Origin of the sequence: Komarekiella delphini-convector SJRDD-AB1 (assembly GCF_014831675.1) — a bacterium.
In the GTDB taxonomy this organism is placed as follows: Bacteria; Cyanobacteriota; Cyanobacteriia; order Cyanobacteriales; family Nostocaceae; genus Komarekiella.
In genome coordinates this window covers 117,712-135,997 of the sequence record NZ_VJXY01000010.1, presented here as the reverse complement: position 1 = coordinate 135,997, position 18,286 = coordinate 117,712, and the positions used below count along the sequence as shown (strand labels likewise).

Annotated in this window: 16 protein-coding genes; 8 read left to right on the top strand and 8 right to left on the bottom strand. The window is 40.7% G+C overall.

Going from position 1 to position 18,286, the window contains the following annotated elements:
• Positions 1 to 235: 235 nt before the first annotated feature.
• A complete protein-coding gene (lysA, locus tag FNW02_RS11770) occupies positions 236 to 1,648 on the bottom strand; it encodes a diaminopimelate decarboxylase (RefSeq protein ID WP_191757731.1) in 1,413 nt (470 codons plus the stop codon).
• A gap of 92 nt (positions 1,649 to 1,740) precedes the next feature.
• On the opposite strand from lysA, the gene rimI reads away from it, so the two are divergent.
• The 8 genes from rimI to FNW02_RS11730 all read left to right on the top strand — a co-directional run bounded on the left by rimI (position 1,741) and on the right by FNW02_RS11730 (position 10,191).
• A complete protein-coding gene (gene rimI, locus FNW02_RS11765; RefSeq protein ID WP_191757730.1) occupies positions 1,741 to 2,292 on the top strand; it encodes a ribosomal protein S18-alanine N-acetyltransferase in 552 nt (183 codons plus the stop codon).
• Between the two features lie 578 nt (positions 2,293 to 2,870).
• Entirely contained in the window at positions 2,871 to 5,339 is a 2,469-nt protein-coding gene (locus tag FNW02_RS11760) for an ATP-dependent Clp protease ATP-binding subunit (RefSeq protein ID WP_191757729.1), read from the top strand.
• A gap of 725 nt (positions 5,340 to 6,064) precedes the next feature.
• Positions 6,065 to 6,337: a hypothetical protein gene (locus FNW02_RS11755; protein WP_191757728.1), complete on the top strand. Its 273-nt coding sequence runs from the start codon at positions 6,065 to 6,067 to the stop codon at positions 6,335 to 6,337.
• Positions 6,337 to 6,699 carry a clan AA aspartic protease gene (locus FNW02_RS11750; protein ID WP_191757784.1) on the top strand — a complete coding sequence of 121 codons (363 nt, stop codon included), beginning with the start codon at positions 6,337 to 6,339 and terminating at the stop codon, positions 6,697 to 6,699. The genes FNW02_RS11755 and FNW02_RS11750 overlap by 1 nt, the downstream gene beginning before the upstream one ends.
• Before the next feature lie 176 nt (positions 6,700 to 6,875).
• Positions 6,876 to 7,094, top strand: a complete 219-nt coding sequence (locus FNW02_RS11745; protein WP_191757727.1) for a hypothetical protein — start codon at positions 6,876 to 6,878, stop codon at positions 7,092 to 7,094.
• Positions 7,084 to 7,446, top strand: coding sequence for a type II toxin-antitoxin system PemK/MazF family toxin (locus tag FNW02_RS11740; protein ID WP_191757726.1), 363 nt, complete (start codon positions 7,084 to 7,086; stop codon positions 7,444 to 7,446). Before FNW02_RS11745 ends, FNW02_RS11740 begins: the two co-directional genes overlap by 11 nt.
• Before the next feature lie 404 nt (positions 7,447 to 7,850).
• The gene (gene lepB, locus FNW02_RS11735; RefSeq protein ID WP_191757725.1) at positions 7,851 to 8,423 is read left to right on the top strand and encodes a signal peptidase I; all 573 of its coding nucleotides are present in this window, start codon (positions 7,851 to 7,853) and stop codon (positions 8,421 to 8,423) included.
• Between the two features lie 940 nt (positions 8,424 to 9,363).
• Entirely contained in the window at positions 9,364 to 10,191 is an 828-nt protein-coding gene (locus FNW02_RS11730) for a hypothetical protein (protein WP_191757724.1), read from the top strand.
• A gap of 75 nt (positions 10,192 to 10,266) precedes the next feature.
• Here FNW02_RS11730 and FNW02_RS11725 read toward each other — a convergent pair whose 3' ends face one another.
• From FNW02_RS11725 to FNW02_RS11695, 7 genes are all read right to left on the bottom strand, one after another.
• Complete coding sequence (locus tag FNW02_RS11725; protein WP_191757723.1) at positions 10,267 to 10,452, bottom strand: hypothetical protein; 186 nt, start codon at positions 10,450 to 10,452, stop codon at positions 10,267 to 10,269.
• A gap of 269 nt (positions 10,453 to 10,721) precedes the next feature.
• A complete protein-coding gene (locus FNW02_RS11720; protein WP_191757722.1) occupies positions 10,722 to 11,048 on the bottom strand; it encodes a hypothetical protein in 327 nt (108 codons plus the stop codon).
• A 29-nt stretch (positions 11,049 to 11,077) separates the two neighbouring features.
• The gene (locus tag FNW02_RS11715; RefSeq protein ID WP_225225589.1) at positions 11,078 to 11,455 is read right to left on the bottom strand and encodes a hypothetical protein; all 378 of its coding nucleotides are present in this window, start codon (positions 11,453 to 11,455) and stop codon (positions 11,078 to 11,080) included.
• 313 nt (positions 11,456 to 11,768) lie between these two features.
• Positions 11,769 to 12,089, bottom strand: coding sequence for a hypothetical protein (locus tag FNW02_RS11710; RefSeq protein WP_191757720.1), 321 nt, complete (start codon positions 12,087 to 12,089; stop codon positions 11,769 to 11,771).
• Positions 12,090 to 12,496: 407 nt separating this feature from the next.
• Positions 12,497 to 13,264, bottom strand: coding sequence for a peptidylprolyl isomerase (locus tag FNW02_RS11705; RefSeq protein ID WP_191757719.1), 768 nt, complete (start codon positions 13,262 to 13,264; stop codon positions 12,497 to 12,499).
• A gap of 35 nt (positions 13,265 to 13,299) precedes the next feature.
• The gene (locus tag FNW02_RS11700; protein ID WP_191757718.1) at positions 13,300 to 14,841 is read right to left on the bottom strand and encodes an HlyD family efflux transporter periplasmic adaptor subunit; all 1,542 of its coding nucleotides are present in this window, start codon (positions 14,839 to 14,841) and stop codon (positions 13,300 to 13,302) included.
• Between the two features lie 121 nt (positions 14,842 to 14,962).
• A complete protein-coding gene (locus tag FNW02_RS11695) occupies positions 14,963 to 18,025 on the bottom strand; it encodes an ABC transporter transmembrane domain-containing protein (RefSeq protein ID WP_191757717.1) in 3,063 nt (1,020 codons plus the stop codon).
• Positions 18,026 to 18,286 lie beyond the last annotated feature (261 nt).

Here is an 18,286-nt window from a genome sequence, read left to right as displayed (position 1 = left end):
TTACAGTTAGTCATTTGTCATTTGTCATTTGTAATTAAACCGCGTCTACTGTGAAAACCGTAGTTTTTTGTAATGAGGCTAAAGCTCAAAACTCAAGCCACGACAGAATAATATACTCTCTTTAAAAACTCTAGGTTTCAAAATAGACGGGGTTTAGTTCCTGGCTAATGACTAATGACCAAGAAAGAAGTCTGAGCGGAGGCTTCCTCCGATCTAGAACTTCGGGGACAAATGACTAACTCTTTAGTCTTTGTGGTAGGCAATCTTGTCGAATTAAATCTTGATAAGTTTCGCGTTGCAAAATTAAATTTGCTTCGCCATTCGCCACTACAACTGCTGCCGGTCGAGGTAAGCGGTTGTAGTTAGATGCCATACTGTAATTGTACGCACCAGTTCCCATAACTACGAGAATATCCTGTGGTTCTGTTTTTGGCAGTAGAGCGTTTTTAACCAGAATATCTCCTGATTCACAATGTTTACCAGCAATTGTGACGGTTTCTGTCAGAGGAGAAGACATTTTATTGGCAACTACTGCTCGATAAACTGCTTGGTAAGTAATGGGGCGGGGATTGTCAGACATTCCTCCGTCAACTGCCACATAGGTACGAATTTCGGGAATGACTTTGGATGAACCAATAGTATAGGCAGTGACGCAAGCTGTGGCAATTAGCGATCGCCCCGGTTCACACAGCAACTTCGGTAAAGGCAGATTCTCAACTGCACAAGTTTGTTGAATTACTTCACAAATCGGTTTTACCCACTCTTCTATGCTGGGGGGGTCGTCTGATTCTATGTACTTAATCCCTAAACCGCCACCAACGTTTAACTCTGTCAGTTTTAAACCATACTTTGCCGCTTCCTGCAACCACTGCACCATGAGAGCAGCTAAATCCCGATGCGGTTGGCGCTCAAAAATTTGAGAACCGATATGAGCATGTAACCCCACACAGTTAAGGGCAGATTGCTTGCTGATAAAACTAAACAATTCTTCTAGCTGGTTAGGATCAAAGCCAAATTTACTATCTAGTTGTCCTGTGCGGATATATTCATGCGTGTGACATTCAATACCTGGAGTCAATCGCAGTAGTAACCGAGGATTTTGTGATAGAGACTTTGTATACAAAGTCTCTACAATTTCTACCAAAGTGCGTAACTCGTGCCAGTTATCCACCACAATAGTGCAACCGGATTCTATGGCAAAAATTAACTCTTCACGAGACTTGTTATTGTTATGGAGGTAGATTTTATCAGGACTGACACCCGCTTGCAGGGCGGTGTAGAGTTCTCCACCAGATGCTACATCTATTCCTAATCCTTCTGATGCCGCGATCGCACAAACTGCTAAACAATTCCAAGCTTTTGAGGCATACAGTACTTGAGATTCACCCTTGTAGTATTGCTTGAAAGCATCTCGATATTGCTGACAAGCCGAACGTAGGGTTTCTTCATCTAAAATATATAAAGGCGAACCAAATCTTTTAACTAGAGTTGTAACATCACACCCACCAATTTCCAGGAAGTCATGATTATGAACTCTGGCACTTAAGGGTAAAATTTCTTGATTGGGCGAAAGATTGGCATTGGTGCTGGTTTGAGGTAAATATTGACTTCCAGAATGTTTAACCCCAGTGGGGTGAGTCGATACCATAACTATAATAGTTTTCCTTGTTCAAATTACGGGCGTAAGTTAAGTCTCCCGATTCCCAGTTTACAAAGGGTTTGTAATCTTATTCAATAAATGTGATCTCATTAGACTTAGAACTTAAATTCCTGACGTCAGAGCATCTGAGTGCATTGCTAGAACTCGATCAAGCCTGTTTTGGTGGCTTGTGGACAATGGATGCCTACCAACGAGAGTTGGACAGTCCCAACAGCGATTTGCTGGGTTTATTTTCCCCTCTCTCGAATTCGAGGCTGCTGGCAATGGGTTGCTTTTGGTCAATTTTAGAGGAAGCCCACATTACAATTTTGGCAGTTCATCCCCAATATCACCGTCAAGGTTTGGGGCAGGCTTTACTATATTCACTCATAAATACAGCTTGCGATCGCGGCTTGGAGCGAGCTACCCTCGAAGTCCGAGCTTCCAACTTAGCAGCCATATCTTTATACCAAAAATTTGGCTTCAAAACAGCTGGGCGGCGTCGGCGTTATTACCAAGACAACGGTGAGGATGCGCTAATTCTTTGGATTTGCGACCTGCAAGAGCCGCAATTTCAAGCAACTTTGGCAAATTGGCGTAACTTAGTTAGCGATCGCCTCAGCAAATCCTCTTGGCAGTTAATTTTTGACTGAGTTGAGATAAACCCAATATTATAAGTATTTTTTCCTACAGTTGCAAAGTTAGCTAATTTAGCTAAAAATTCATGTAAATACATTTGTTTTGCCAATCTTCTTTTGTGTCTGTAGTCAAATTTGCCACCTTAGTTGTTTCTCCTGACGTAACATCAGCGAAAGAATAGCAACGTCTGGTAGCTTTTACTTAACATTTGACCACCTTCAGCAAAAAAGGGCCATCTTGACATGCCTATTTAAATTTGAATAATCTATTGATGCTTGTTTTTTAATAACTAAATCTTATTATTATGAGCATAACATTGACATTATGAAATATATTTGATAATTGTTAACGTTTGGGATGAGCTTAACAAACACTCAATACAGCAATCAGTTGTTTGTAATCAATGCTAAAACGCTGGTAAAATCAAGCTCCTCAGTACACTAGCCATATAAGAGTAATTAATAGTTAGCAATTACCACATTAACCTGGGTGAGAAGCTTTTGGATGTCTATAATCTTTATACAGGCGTCCAAAAGCTTAGCCTGTGCTAAAATCAGCGTACCGGCACGACGCAGGTGATGGGAAAAATGCCATGTTTGAACGCTTCACAGAAAAAGCCATTAAGGTAATCATGCTGGCCCAAGAAGAGGCCCGCCGTTTAGGCCACAATTTTGTCGGCACTGAGCAGATCCTCCTGGGTCTGATTGGTGAAGGCACGGGTGTGGCCGCCAAGGTGCTGAAATCAATGGGTGTCAATCTTAAAGATGCTCGAATTGAAGTTGAAAAAATTATAGGACGAGGCTCAGGCTTTGTTGCCGTGGAAATTCCGTTTACGCCACGGGCAAAGAGAGTTTTAGAACTATCCTTGGAAGAAGCACGCCAATTGGGGCATAACTACATTGGCACCGAGCATCTGCTGTTGGGCCTAATCCGAGAAGGGGAAGGTGTAGCAGCCAGGGTGCTAGAAAACCTCGGTGTGGATCTATCTAAGGTAAGAACTCAAGTAATCCGCATGTTGGGAGAAACTGCTGAAGTTTCACCAGGCGGTTCATCCGGTCGCACAAAAACCCCGACTTTGGATGAATTTGGCTCGAACCTCACCCAAATGGCAACAGACAATAAGCTCGATCCAGTGGTGGGACGTGCTAAAGAAATTGAGCGCGTAATTCAGATATTGGGTCGCCGGACGAAAAATAACCCAGTGCTAATTGGGGAACCAGGGGTTGGTAAAACCGCGATCGCTGAAGGTTTAGCATCACGTATTGCCAACAAAGATGTCCCTGACATCCTGGAAGATAAGCGTGTGGTGACGCTAGATATCGGCTTGCTTGTAGCAGGAACCAAGTATCGAGGTGAATTTGAAGAACGTCTGAAAAAAATCATGGATGAAATCCGCTCTGCGGGTAATGTCATTCTTGTAATTGACGAAGTTCACACCTTAATTGGTGCAGGTGCAGCAGAAGGTGCTATTGATGCGGCAAACATCCTCAAGCCAGCTTTGGCAAGAGGTGAGTTGCAGTGCATCGGCGCGACAACGCTAGATGAATATCGCAAACACATCGAGCGAGATGCAGCTCTTGAGCGTCGTTTCCAGCCAGTGATGGTCGGCGAACCCACTGTAGACGAAACAATTGAAATTTTGTATGGTCTGCGCGAGCGCTATGAGCAACACCACAAACTGAAAATCTCCGATGAAGCATTGGTGGCGGCGGCTAAATTGTCTGACCGTTACATCAGCGATCGCTACCTCCCGGATAAAGCAATCGACTTGATTGATGAAGCTGGTTCTAGGGTGCGCTTGATTAACTCCCAACTGCCACCCGCAGCCAAAGAGTTAGACAAAGAACTGCGTCAGATCTTAAAAGAAAAAGACGATGCAGTCCGCTCTCAAGATTTTGACCGAGCAGGAGAACTGCGCGATCGCGAAATGGAAATCAAAGCCGAAATTCGCGCGATCGCTCAAAGCAAAACCAATGCAGCTGGCACAGAGAGCGAAGAACCCGTAGTTACAGAAGAAGACATTGCTCATATTGTCGCTTCTTGGACTGGGGTTCCGGTGAACAAACTCACCGAATCTGAATCTGAAAAGCTGCTGCACATGGAAGACACCCTGCATCAGCGTCTCATTGGTCAAGACGAAGCTGTGAGGGCAGTTTCACGGGCAATTCGTCGCGCTCGTGTCGGTTTAAAAAATCCCAACCGACCCATTGCCAGCTTTGTCTTCTCCGGGCCTACTGGTGTAGGTAAAACCGAGTTGGCGAAATCATTGGCATCTTACTTCTTCGGTTCCGAAGAAGCAATGATCCGCTTAGATATGTCGGAATACATGGAGCGTCATACCGTCAGCAAACTGATCGGTTCGCCTCCTGGTTATGTTGGTTATAACGAAGGCGGTCAGCTAACCGAAGCCGTGCGGCGACGTCCTTACACCGTGGTGCTGTTCGACGAAATCGAAAAAGCGCACCCCGATGTATTTAACATGTTGCTGCAAATTTTGGAAGACGGTCGGTTAACCGATGCCAAGGGACGCACGGTGGATTTCAAGAACACCTTGCTGATTTTAACTTCCAATATTGGTTCTAAGGTAATTGAAAAAGGCGGCAGCGGTATCGGCTTTGAATTCTCCGAAGATGTCACCGAGTCAGCTTACAACCGGATTCGCTCTTTGGTGAATGAAGAACTCAAGCAGTACTTCCGTCCAGAGTTCCTCAACCGACTTGATGAAATTATCGTCTTCCGTCAGTTGAGCAAGCCTGAGGTGACACAAATCGCCGAAATTATGCTCAAAGAAGTGTTTGGTCGTCTGACCGAAAAGGGTATCACCCTAGAAGTCACCGATCGCTTCAAAGACCGCTTAATAGATGAAGGTTACAGCCCCAGTTATGGCGCAAGACCTTTACGCCGAGCGATTATGCGCTTGTTAGAAGATAGTCTGGCAGAAGAAATTCTGTCTGGTCGCATCAAGGATGGCGATACAGCCGTTGTTGATGTCGATGAAAATGGCGTTGTCCAAGTTAGTTCTCAACAGCGCCGGGAATTGTTACCCCAAGTGGTTGAGTAAGATTTGAAATTTGGGATTTGAATCTCAAATAAAAAATTAGAAAACGGTAGAGTATTTATTGCTCTACCGTTTTTTTAACTCTTTAAGGGAAAAAATTATTTTATTTAGATTAATTGTTAGATATTTTACAAACTCTTTTGTATATCTCTCTTACAAACTTTTCTATATTTTTTATATCAACATATATGCCATCAATTTTCTTTAAATTCTCTGATTTTATGGCAGAAGTTGGCACAGTTACATATATTTGCGGTAAATCCAAATCAGTATTTTTTCGCTTATCATAACAAGATTTAGAACATAGCGTTTTTTAGTATGAGCTTGAGCATTAGTTACAATATTTTTCCCATCACAAACCCATGCACTGATGGTTTTAATTCATACACTGTTTGTAAGACTTGATTAAGTTTTTTCTAAATAATTTTAAGCGCAGTTACCGGAGTTGATATCTTACGAATACCACCAGACTTTTTAGGAATCTCAAAAGTTTTATAGCGTTAGGTTTCGTGCTTCAGTCTAACTTATATAAATTTTTTTATCGTAATTGTGGAATTTAGCTGTTTTCAGTGTAAGAGGAAAGACAAAAACTTAACCATTAATCATGAGCTTAATTAATCGTCAAAGACTTCTCAAACGATGACTTGGAATAGGGCGAGCCTTGCTAACGTACATAATTATGTATTGAGATAGAATCTAATACAAATCAGGAATTAGGGAGCAAGAGCGTGCAAACAATTTTTTTAAGTAGTGAAGAAGTTGGAAAACGTGCCAGAGAAATATACGAAAATAGTATTCGTCAACAAGTGGAACAAGAAGAAAACATCGGTAAAATGGTGATTATTGATATAGAAACAGGTGAATATGTAGTTGACAAAATAGGTATAGAATCGGCGCGATATTTGCGTAACAAACACCCATTTGCTCGACTTTTCGGTATTCGCATTGGTTACAAAGTTGCTGCTTCTTTTAGTGGTGAAATGGAGCGTGATTATCGGTAATTTTTGGTATTGTCAAGAATGGACGCGCCACCGTTGACATAATATTTCGACTGCTAAATCAACCAGATTTTACTATTGAATTTGTTCTCGATACAGGTTTTACAGAGTTTCTTTCCCTACACCCAGCAGCAATGACTCTCTTGGGTTTTCCTTTTGTGTATGATATCTATGCAAATTTAGCTGACAATAGTAACGTAATCTTGCCAGTACATCAAGCTACCATTATTTGGAATGAAGAAGAACGGGAAGTCAATGTACTTGCTACAGGACGGCTACCTCTATTAGGTACAGCTTTACTTGATGAGCATGAACTTGTCATACAGTTTACCAAGGGTGGTTTAGTAACAATTGAAGAGTTGTAGTTGCTTTCTCGATATATTACAAAGTAAAACCTTTTTCTTTGGTCGAATACATCAACCAAAGTATTTATCTCAGTAGACGTTTATGTTAAAGGCATTGCCTTACCTACGATTATTGAGAATGGTGCAAGATATCAGTTGAGATAGAATCAACATAAGTCAGCAATTACTGTTAATCTATGGAAGTGTCAAAATCTACTACTCAAAAAGAGAACACCCAGCTAGAAACAAAAGACATACCTGTAAAATTTCAAAATATCAACCGTCGTGAGTTCATGAAGTTGCCATTAGCAGAACGGCGACGCATATTAGCAGAACAAGCTGAGTTAATGTTAGTACATTACCAACAAGATAGAGAATGGCAAGAATTACAGACAGGAGACTTAGTTGATTATTAGCTCTCCTGAGCCTCAACGGGGTGATATTTGGCTAGCTAATTTTGATCCAACAGTGGGAGCAGAAATAAAAAAAATCCGATCTGCTGTGGTGGTAAGCTCCGATGGTGTTGGTAAATTACTTATTAAATTAGTTGCACCAATCACAGACTGGAAGGAATATTACACTGGCAATATCTGGCATATCAAAATTGAACCAGACACCAAAAATAGTTTGACAAAAGCTTCTGCTGTAGATGTTTTACAATTGCGCGGTATGGATGTGCAAAGATTCATCCGTAAAATTGGAGAATGTTCAACTGAAATTATGGAGGAAATAGCTACCGCTATTGCTGCGGTAGTTGAGTATTTTTGATAAGCTGTTTTTGTTTATTCCACCATTATTGTTTTTATTTTGCCATTCAATAACCAGTTTTCCACTCAAGAAAAAATCGGCTGGCTATATCGCTCTAGCAATCGGTGACTAGTTTTTCAAGAGGAGGAGGCAAAACTCAGAATCAGCTATAACCTTGCTTTATAATTGCACCAGTTAAGATGAGGAGATTCAATAATCTATGCGGCAGCTCTAATCTTAAGCTTGTATCACCTGAGCAGGTTATATTTTATGCACACTAGTTTTGCTTAATTTTGGTAGATGCGATAAGTGTATTACTAATATTTGTATGGGTTTATGCAAAACCCAGCTTGCTTACAAGTATACCTTTAACGCCAAAATAATCAAGGTATTTGTCCCACTTTTTGAATTGGCTGAAAACCTCTATGACTCCTCACGAAAGTGATGCAAAAGAAGCTACTGCGTCATCGAAAGCATGGCGTAGTTGGCAAGAAAATCTGACTCTGGTTGCGATCGCCTTATGTTTGGCACTCCTGATCAGGACTTTTATCGCCGAACCCCGCTATATACCCTCTGACTCGATGTTACCTACCTTACACACGGGCGATCGCCTGGTAGTGGAAAAAATCTCCTACCGTTTCCACCCTCCTATAACTGGCGATATTATTGTTTTTCAGCCACCCGCAGAACTACAACGTAGAGGATATCCCAAAGACCAAGCCTTCATCAAGCGGGTTATTGGTAAGCCTGGAGAGGTGATTAGTGTTGCTTCTGGGAAAGTTTATCTCAACGGTCAACCCTTATCAGAAGACTACATTGCTGAACCACCAAATCGGCCTTTCTTAGCCGTGAAAGTCCCTGAAGACGAATTTTTCGTCATGGGTGATAACCGCAATGATAGTAACGACTCTCGATACTGGGGCTTTTTACCTAGTAAAAATATCATTGGTCGAGCAACATTTCGCTTTTGGCCTCTTGACCGCATTGGGTTCATTTAATTAGCTATTGGTCAGTTGTAACAATAAACAACTGACCAATAGTTAAGAGGAAGAAAAAGAGTGAATTTAAACGGAGTCCTCTTTAACCTAATACGGTTCAGTTAAGGCTAAAACTCTTTGTCAAATTCATTTTTTGGCGTTGCATAATTGCGGGATGATTTATTGGGCTACGCCCCGCTACGCTAACACGCAGCGGAAAGTCTGAGCGCCGGCTTCCGGCGAACAGAACTTTCCAAGACAGAGGCGCAGCGAAAAGTTCTGTTCGCGTAGCGTCTCCGTCAGGAGAAGGAGGGTTAGCCCGACCTAGGAAACTTTTCAAGACAGAGACGCAGCGAAAAGTTCTGTTCGCGTAGCGTCTCCGTCAGGAGAAGGAGGGTTAGCCCGACCTAGGAAACTTTTCAAGACAGAGAGAGTAAGGAGTGGAAAATTTCAATACATCAAAATTCATCCCCTGATTCAGCAATGCCCAATTTTTTAACGTAGACGCGCAGCGGCTTGCCGCAGGCTACCGCCAAAGACGCATCTTCGCTCACGTAACTGGCTCCTGTATTTCACGTATTTGAAAATTACTATAAGAAGTTAGGAGTCAGATTGTATAGTTTTCCTAACTTCTAGCATGCAACTTGAATGCTAATTAGCTGTTAATAGTAGTCAATTTTTCTGTGTTTTTGTAAAAGTTGGAAGTAGGTGGGCATCAATAAATTAAATTTAATATTTGGCTTTTAGCCTAAAAATACTAATTAAAAGCTACAAAACATCTTATGTTTAATTATGCCCACTTAATAATTGATATATCCTTACTGTTCAAGGATTTGCAACTTTTTGTATCCCTTTCCTTTGTTATAAGTTAGGTGATTACCTGTATTATAAATAATAATTCTGCTTGTCCCTATTAACATCAGACTAGGCTTACATATTATTTATAAAATAAGAGAGTTCCATGAAGACTTATCTGCAATTTGTCAAGCGACTCTTATTAGTTGTTACTCCATTGCTAACTAGCTCTGTAGTTGCAGCTTTACCCACTCAGGCTGCTACTCTTGCGTTATCTAAAGGAGAATTATTATTTACAAACTTTAGTCAAAGCCCTTTGAGTACTTTGACAATAACTGATACCAACGCCGAAGCCATTTTTCAAGGTGGAGATGTCGCAACTATTGCTGATGCCGAAGCAAGTTTTACAGTCTTTCCACCAGAAGCTTTTAATTCATCTTTCAGTTTAGCTGAGGGGGTGAATACTGATTATTCAGGATTTGCAGAAAGTGAAGCTAGCCTGATCGGAAGTTTCTCTGTAGAAGCAGATAAATCTTTCTTTTTTGACTTTAAAGCTTTTTTAGCTTTACAAACATCTATCGATGCTGCACCACAAGAAAATGCAAAAGCAATTGGAGATATGTCTTGGGTATTGTTCGACATTGATAATAATAAAGTTTTAGACTCTTTTAATATTGCAGGGGGTTTATTTACAGAGGATAATAACGATTTTTTAAAAGTTAATAATAGCAAAAATATTGTCATAAGTAATCAAAAATCTGAATCTAGTTTTGGAGGCAAGGAAGAATTTGCAACAGTTCTTGTTCAGGGTTCCTTGCAACGCACTTTTGCAAACACAACCAATGTAGCTTTAGTAGAAGTTAAGAGAAATCAAGTTACAGTTAAAGCACCTGAACCATCAGATAACATAGCTTTACTTATTTCTAGTGGTGTGATTGGTATTGCGTTAAAATATAGGCGCAAAGTAAATAATGCTTGTTTTTTAAAAGAATAGAATATCTGCGATCGCTACATACCAATTCTCAATAATTAGTGAGCAATTAAGACTCCCAACTTCTCTTATTATCTGCTAATTAGCAGAATAACTATACTGTGTGTAACTGCTAGAAGTGTTGTTAGATGAAATATTAACTGAAATACTTTGGTTAATCTCACTTTGAGCATCACCAGAAGCCATAACTATGGTTTTCGCTTCTGCAATAATTTTGCTATCTGATAATATTATTTGTTTGATGATAACTTGACGGCGAATCATTTTCAAAAGACTGTGTTAATTCAGCAGTAATTGGTATAGCTTTAATAAAAATTGTTAGAGAGTCAGTCTAGTAAAATGATTTTCAACTAATACTTATCATTTAGGTACTTATCAATCAAGTATTTATTGCCTTAAATGATCAAATCAGGTTGTACTAGACTGACAATCTAGCCTGTCTTTAACTTTTTTAAGCAAAGGTAATCTGCGATGAATTGAGCAATTGAGAATGCAGAAGTACGAGAGAAACTCCATGAATCAATTCAAGCTTTTTAGGCATAATAGATAGATGAGGCAAAAGCTTTTCTCGAGTTTCGACCAACTACTACACCAGCCTGAGATGTGCCATCTCTGCTTGACACTACATATCCAGATTTGCCAGTGGTTTCATTCTCTAACTTTTCACCAACATATTCTGAACTAGAATAAAATTCTTCAGTAATATATTGTACAGCCACAGGATTAAAAAAACTCGTTAATAACCAGCGTGAATACTCATATGCCAAACTTTCAGCAGCAGTCAATCCACCTTTAACTTCAACAACTTTATCTGCTGCTAACTCACAAAAACTCAAATTTGATATTTTTAATTTCTTCATAATACGCCTCATGTCCCTACCGATATTATTTAATTATTAAAACTCGTGAAAGTAAGCGAAGTAGAAGTACTAAAACTAGAAAATCGAGCAATTTTGCTTCCGGTGATTGCACTAGCCTTGGCTCTTGCATCAGCCATACTTAAAGTAAAGTTACCGTAATATCTAACTCTTGTCAGAGTTTGAGCATCCGTGGTAGTAAACTGACCTTCAGCAAGTGCTACTGCATCAGCTAGAGCATATCCAAATCCAGTTCTTGTTATGGTGTCAGTGCGAGCATAGATATTACCAGCTACTACACTACTGGTTTCGGTAATGTGTTTTAGATAACTTAAGTCTTTAATCTCCAAATTATTTACCTGACATTGATTTTGGCGGTTATTAGATACATTTCTGTTTTTTAACTCCAAACCAAAGCCTAGTTACTAGTGCTTCAGAAACGAGGAAACCACTGGTAGCTCTTAGCTATATTGAGCATTCAGCGGTTCCTGTATTAGTGGTCTTTTCATCACTCTTAATGATTTAAAATATTTCTTGGTAAGCGCTTCAGCGCTAAAGCGCCAACACTAATCAAAATTAATGAGATAGACCACTAAACTAGTCAGTTAATTCAAGTTCAAGCTTTACACTGCTGACCAAAATTTAATAGGAAAAAACATTATTAATCTTCAACAATTTCCTTTTAAATCTTGATATTGCAAGAATGTCAAGAGCTTGAAGCTACTAAAATGCCCGGTTAATTACAGCAGCAGAAGTACTACCAGAGAAGGAATCACCCAAGTAGCGGGTCGCGGCTACTGTATCAGCCTTTGTGAAGGAGTATGTGGGGATGTTAGTAAAGTTTTGTGCATCACCCTTAGCGCCAGCAGAAGCACTGTTGTTTCGGGTAAAGGGATCTACGACAAAAGTTTGAAAGCGATTTAAGGAATCGAAATTAATGGAAATGAAGTCAGTTTCTCTATAAGAGCGAGGCTGTATAGTACCACCTTGGATATTAGCAGCTTCTTCAGCAACTTCTAAGATGTTCAGATCAGAGATAATCATTAGGTTTCTCCTGAAAGTTTTAAAAATTTTTTTTTGCAACCAATTTACTTCTTATTGGTTACATCTTTAATATAGTCTATTTTTTGGAAAAATCAACATTTTTTTTGGCAATTTTGATAAAAATAACTAATATAGTTTTCCCAAATAATGTAAATTCACGTATTTTTTAAAGCAGAAAAATTCGCACACAAATTCTAGACAACTATTGTATTTTTGTTGCCTAGCAGTGTTTTTGCGAGTTAATCTTAATTAATTAAACGCCTTTTTAATCACCAAGAATTTAATTTATCAAGCTAAAAAACTTAATTTTTCCATATATATATATCATGCCCGAAGCATGTTTTAGTTAAATTCATAATTTTTGAGTAAAGCATGAAAAAATTATCAGCTACAAAGATATTTAAAATTCAATTATCTATTGTTTGCAAATTGGCATCTGAGTCTAGCGGAATATCTATTTCCATAAACTCAATTTGTTGCTGTAACCAAGCAGCAAATAATTCTGCAATGATTTTTTGGCGTAATTGGTCATCTAATTGGGGTTGAATAATTTCATCAACTCCAATCAGATGAACTCCTTTGATAGTCTGAATAGGTTTGAGAATTTCTGGAGCAGAAGCAGCAAATATAGCCGCTGCAATCTCCGGGCGAAAATCTTTACGGTATCGGAGTCCTTGGTATCCATAAGCACGACGTAGCTCTGGTTCTTGGATGTATAAATGAGCAATTTCTGGAAAGCTAATTTCACCTTCTTCCAGTGCGTAAAACAGTTCTAAAGCCAAGTCTTTATCATCAAAAATGACTTCATAGGTGACGGCCGCAATGTAATCTAGTTGATGTTCATAAAAGAACTTTTCAACTTGCGTCGAAAATAGATGATTCGCTAACTTTCTCGAAAGAACTTTGTTGTAAATTAATTCTTCAAACTCTTTGAAAGATAGATGATATTTTTTCAGCCAAATCCAGGTATCTTTAGCTTTTACGAGCTTCTGGGCTAACCGCAGTTGGTCACATTCCTGCTGTAGTTCTTCTTCGTCAACTTGAATCCCTGCATGTTGGGCTGCTTCCGTAATAATTTTTTGAGTAGCGATCGCCTCCACGACACCAGGAAATTGGCAGGAGAGTTTGATACTGTGAATAATATCGGAATCGGAAATTTTTAGAAGTTTGCTCATAATGCAATTCCTCCCATAATTTTTTATTTGCTCGACTAAATCTCTATGCCGCCTTTTTGCAGTTTCTTAAATGGATCTAAAACAAAATCAATCATCCGCCTTTGGCGAATAATGACTTCGGCGGTTGCTGTCTGACCGGCAGTTAATGGAATACGTTTATCGCCATTTTGGACATACTGCTGCTCTAAAGCGATTTCTAACTCGAAGGTTTCTATGTTTCCTGGGGATGTTTGGCTAACTTTAGAGTCTGGAGAGATCCAAGTAACTTTCCCTGGTAAGACGCCATATTCTTGAAAAGGATAGGCATCAAACTTAATCTTGACTGGCATTCCTACCTTCAAAAAGCCACTATCCTGATTAGGCATATGAGCTCTGAGTAAAATGCCAACATTTTTAGGCGCAATTTGGGCAATCCTCTGACCAAGTTGTACTACCTCTCCCGCTTTCTTGGTGGGTAACTCAAAAATCACTCCATCAATAGGCGATCGCATTATTCGTTGCTGCATTTGAAGTTTTATGGACATAATCTGGCTTTTGGCCTGAGCTATTTCTGATTGCAATGCAGCAATTTTGGTTTGTAAGTCTTTGAGTTGCTCTTGACTTTTGAGCACAGTCAGTTTTCCTGCTTGTACTACGCTTTGATAGCTGCTTTGTTCTTCTTGCAGTCGGAGTTTTGCTTGCTCAATATCAGACTCCAACTGCTTGATCGTTGCCTGATAGCGATTTATCTCTTCAGTGAAGCGCAATTCTGCCTGCTTGATGTCAGATTGCGCTTTTTGATAGAGTCGTTTGCTTTCTTGTTCTTGTTTTTTGAGTTGATCAACTTGAGTTGCAGAAACCGCACCATTTTTCACGAGTTGCCTAAAGCGTTCGACTTGCCTTGAATCTATAGTCAAAAGGCTTTGAGCAGACTTGTGATCATCATGAGTAGTGTTAATTTGCTGTTGCGCCTGACTAACTAATGCCTGTTTCTCTAACTTTTGGAGGTTATAGCTACTCTGTTTTGCATCCAGGTTTTGTTTTGCCTGGTTCACTTGGGACATTTTTTCCAATATTTGAGATTGGTTTTGTTGTTCCTGAACGCTTAGCGTTAACTGTAGTTGGTTTTTGAGTACATCCATTTGCACCCATTGATTTTGCAGTCCAGAGAACTTTGTCTGTGCCTGTTGTAGTTCGGTTTGCAGGATATCAGACTCCAGTTCGAGCAGAACTTGCCCTGCTGTTACTGTCTCTCCTTCTTTTACCCTGACAGCTTTAACACTTCCGCTGACTTGAGCATCTAATTTTTGCGTTGCGCCTTGAGGTTCTATACGTCCTCTAGCGCTTCCTGTTTCATCGACCTTTGACAGCGTTGCCCAAGGTAAGACGATCGCAGCAAAGCCAATCAGCACATACAAAACACCACGTGTCCAAGCTCTAGGTAGAGCATCTAGCAGTTCTACAGTACCGTAATACCAATCAGCATTACCTTCTGTAGTCTGTTTAATCTCAGGATCGTCTATTTGTGTGAAACTTTGATACTCATCTCTCTCCTGGTTGGAAAGTTCAGATGAGAAATTGCTAGATGCGTATGGCATAGTTTTATTTCCCAAAAGGTATAGATAGAGGATTTGAGACTCCTACATAAGCAAGCACAAAGCCTAGAGAGAGCAAGGGACATAGTGGGGATGAGAATTTCCTCTTTTCTCTGCCCCAGACTCAACTAACTTGAGTCAGTTGTTGTTGATTTAAATAGTAGTAATGACCTTTTTTAGTAATTAACTCGTCGTGAGTCCCGCTTTCTACTAATACGCCGTGGTCTAAAACCAAAATCAGATCAGCATTGCGGACAGTAGAAAGGCGATGAGCAATAATCACACTGCTGCGTCCTTTGAGAATTGTTTTGAGGTTGTTTTGAATGATACGTTCTGATTCGGAATCTAAGTGACTGGTGGCTTCATCAAAAAGTAATAAACGCGGATTTCCGAGTAGGGCACGGGCAATAGCTAGGCGTTGGCGTTGCCCGCCAGAGAGCATTCCGCCGCCTTCACCAATTTGGGATTCGTAACCCATTGGTAATTGCTGAATAAATTCATCTGCTCCTGCTAATTGTGCTGCCTGTATAATTTCTTCTAAAGAGACTTCTGGGTGAGCGATCGCAATATTTTCTCGAACAGTGCCACCAAATAAAAAAGTGTCTTGATCAACTACACCAATTTGAGAACGGAGCGATCGCAGCGAAATACTTGTAACATCTTGCTCATCGATTAATACTTTGCCGTCTGTTGGCGGATATAAACCCAAAATCAATTTGCTGAGGGTTGTTTTACCAGAACCACTACGTCCCACCACCGCCACCATTTGCTCAGGCTGGATTTCAAAGCTGATATTTTCCAGCACATTAGTCTCACTTTCTGGGTGATAGCGGAAGGTAACATTCTGAAACCGAATATGACCACGAAATCTACCTAGGGACTTGCGAGGTTTATTTCGCAAGTCTTCTTCTGGTTCCGCCTCTAATACATCATTAATTCGTTCGGTGGAAATAATGATTTCCTGCAATTCATTCCACAGCAGTGAAAACCGTTGAAAAGGACTCAAGACGTTTCCCACCAACATGTTGAAAGCAACCAATTGTCCAACAGTGAGTTCCCCTTGAATCACCTGCGTTGCTCCAAACCACAGTAATGCTGTGTTCACAAAGACTTCTATAACGCCACTCAGAATTTGCAGGCGGTTGCCAATTACTTGAGCATTAAAGCCTGTTTTGATCAAATTATTCAGCAATTCCTCCCAACGCCAGCGTACCGTCTGTTCAATGGCCAATGAGCGGACAGTACGAATTCCGGTCAGAGATTCTATAAGATAGCTATTTTCTTTAGCTCCAGCATTAAAAATCTCTCTGGAGATGCGGCGCAAAATACTTGTGCTAGCCAGCGCCAAGATGAAAAATGGCGGCACAGTAAACAGCACGAATAATGCCATGCGCCAGCTATACCAGAACATCATGCCCAGATAAATTACCAATGTCAGCATATCCAGCATGATGGACAGTGTTTGTCCAGTCAGGAAGCGCTGAATCTTCTGATTTTCTTGGATGCGCGAGACGATATCCCCGACATAACGCGACTCAAAATAGGAAAGAGGTAAGCGGAAGGTATGTTTGATAAAACCCACCAGTAGGGAGACGCTAATCCGGTTGGCTGTGTGATCTAGTAGATATTGCCGCACTCCGTTCATGGCGATGCGGAACAAACCAAAAATGATCATCCCCACAGCAACAGCGTTTAAGGTTGTAACGCTGCGTTGCACAAGTACTCGGTCTAGCAGCAGTTGGGTAAATACTGGCGTTACTAGTCCAAATATTTGAATCAGCACTGAAGCTATCAAGACTTCTAAAAGTACTGCATAGTGAGGTTTGACTAACTCAAAAAACTTCCAGAAGCTTGGACTCTCGTCTTTGGCATCCTTAAGTTGCATTGTTGGTTGCAGTAACAGTGCATAATCACTCCAACCTGCTTTAAATTCCTTAATAGTCAGATTGCGTTGTCCGATGCCGGGATCGCCTACAATTACTTGCTTTTTCGTGATTTCATAGACAACGATGAAATGTTTACCTTCCCAGTGGGCGATCGCAGGTAGAGGTTGTTCTGCTAATTTATCGAGACTGGCTTTGACTGGCCGGGTAGCAAAACCGAGGTTCTCGGCTGCCATTGCTAAGGCATGTAAAGATGCACCACTACGGTTGACGTTGGTCATTTCCCGCAGGTGATTGATACTAAAGTGCTTGCCCCAATAGCTCCCAATCATTACTAGACAAGCAGCGCCGCAGTCTGATGCACTTTGTTGAGCATAGAAAGGATAGCGTCGGGTGAGGCGTCTCCACCAATGCCCCATTTGCACTTTTGGACTGGGAAAGTAAGGGCGTGGTTTTTTTGGCTGTTGTTGTGGTGTAATCTGCGTGGGAAAGGGGATAATTTTCCTTTGCTGACTCAGTTGTGATGGTTGTAATCTATTCTGACGGATCTCTTGGCAAGCAGTGGGAGTTGCATCCGAGTTGGTAAATAATGCTAATTCTGACCAATGTTGTAGTGCTGTTTGCCAATGAGAACTTTTCAATATGTACACAATTGAGGGTTGTGTGACTTGCCAACCTTGGTGTTGAGATATCTGCATCTGGGCGGTTATGAGCTTGCACCCATCTGCATTTGAGAGCTCGCCTCGATATAGCAGCCACAACTGAGAATCTTGGTAAAATTCTGGCGCTAGGGAGCCAATTTCTAGAGCACGCCGCTCAAATAAAGATAATGCTTGCAAAATACCTGGCACAGATGTCGGACGTTGGGGCGAACTGTAACAATAAGTTAGCAATAAATCCCATAGTTCAGCACGAGCAAAAAGGCGATCGCGAAGGCTAGGATACTTATTCATCAAAGCTTGCAGCATTTCACCTGGAAGATAGCAAAGCTTCAACCCATTGGAAGCCCTAGCTGTGTAAGCTTGCCACTCTTGCTCTACAAATAGTGTCTCTTCACCAAAAGAAGCCCCTACCGTCAGAGTCGTGATCAGATTATCAGCACAATCCAAGAGCCTAACTTTACCTGCCAAAACTACGTAAATTCCAGGTCTAGCTTGTTCTAATTGCCAAAACTGTTTCGCCAATGGTGGTTCAACAATTTCTATCATCGTCAAACAGTTTTCTAGGTCTTTGTCTGAAAGCTGTTCACTGAAAAACGAAGCAACTTCTTTACCTAATTGATGCTTGGAAAATACGGATAACACCCACTCACCTCCAAGGACGCACTATAAAAAATCCTGATCGCGGCCCTCTGTGCACCCAACTAGCCTAGGAATGCAAACATCTCGCATTTGCTCTAGAGAAATCATCAATGCAGAACAAACACTTCCCGCATCTGTCTATTTCTGGGGTGCATAGGTTATAAAAAGGCGTCGGAAAAACCCATTCCTTCTAAGGATGGGATGAAAGACGCCCCAACGCCGTTAACAGTCAACAGTCAACGTGAAATCTCATCACCTTTTAGG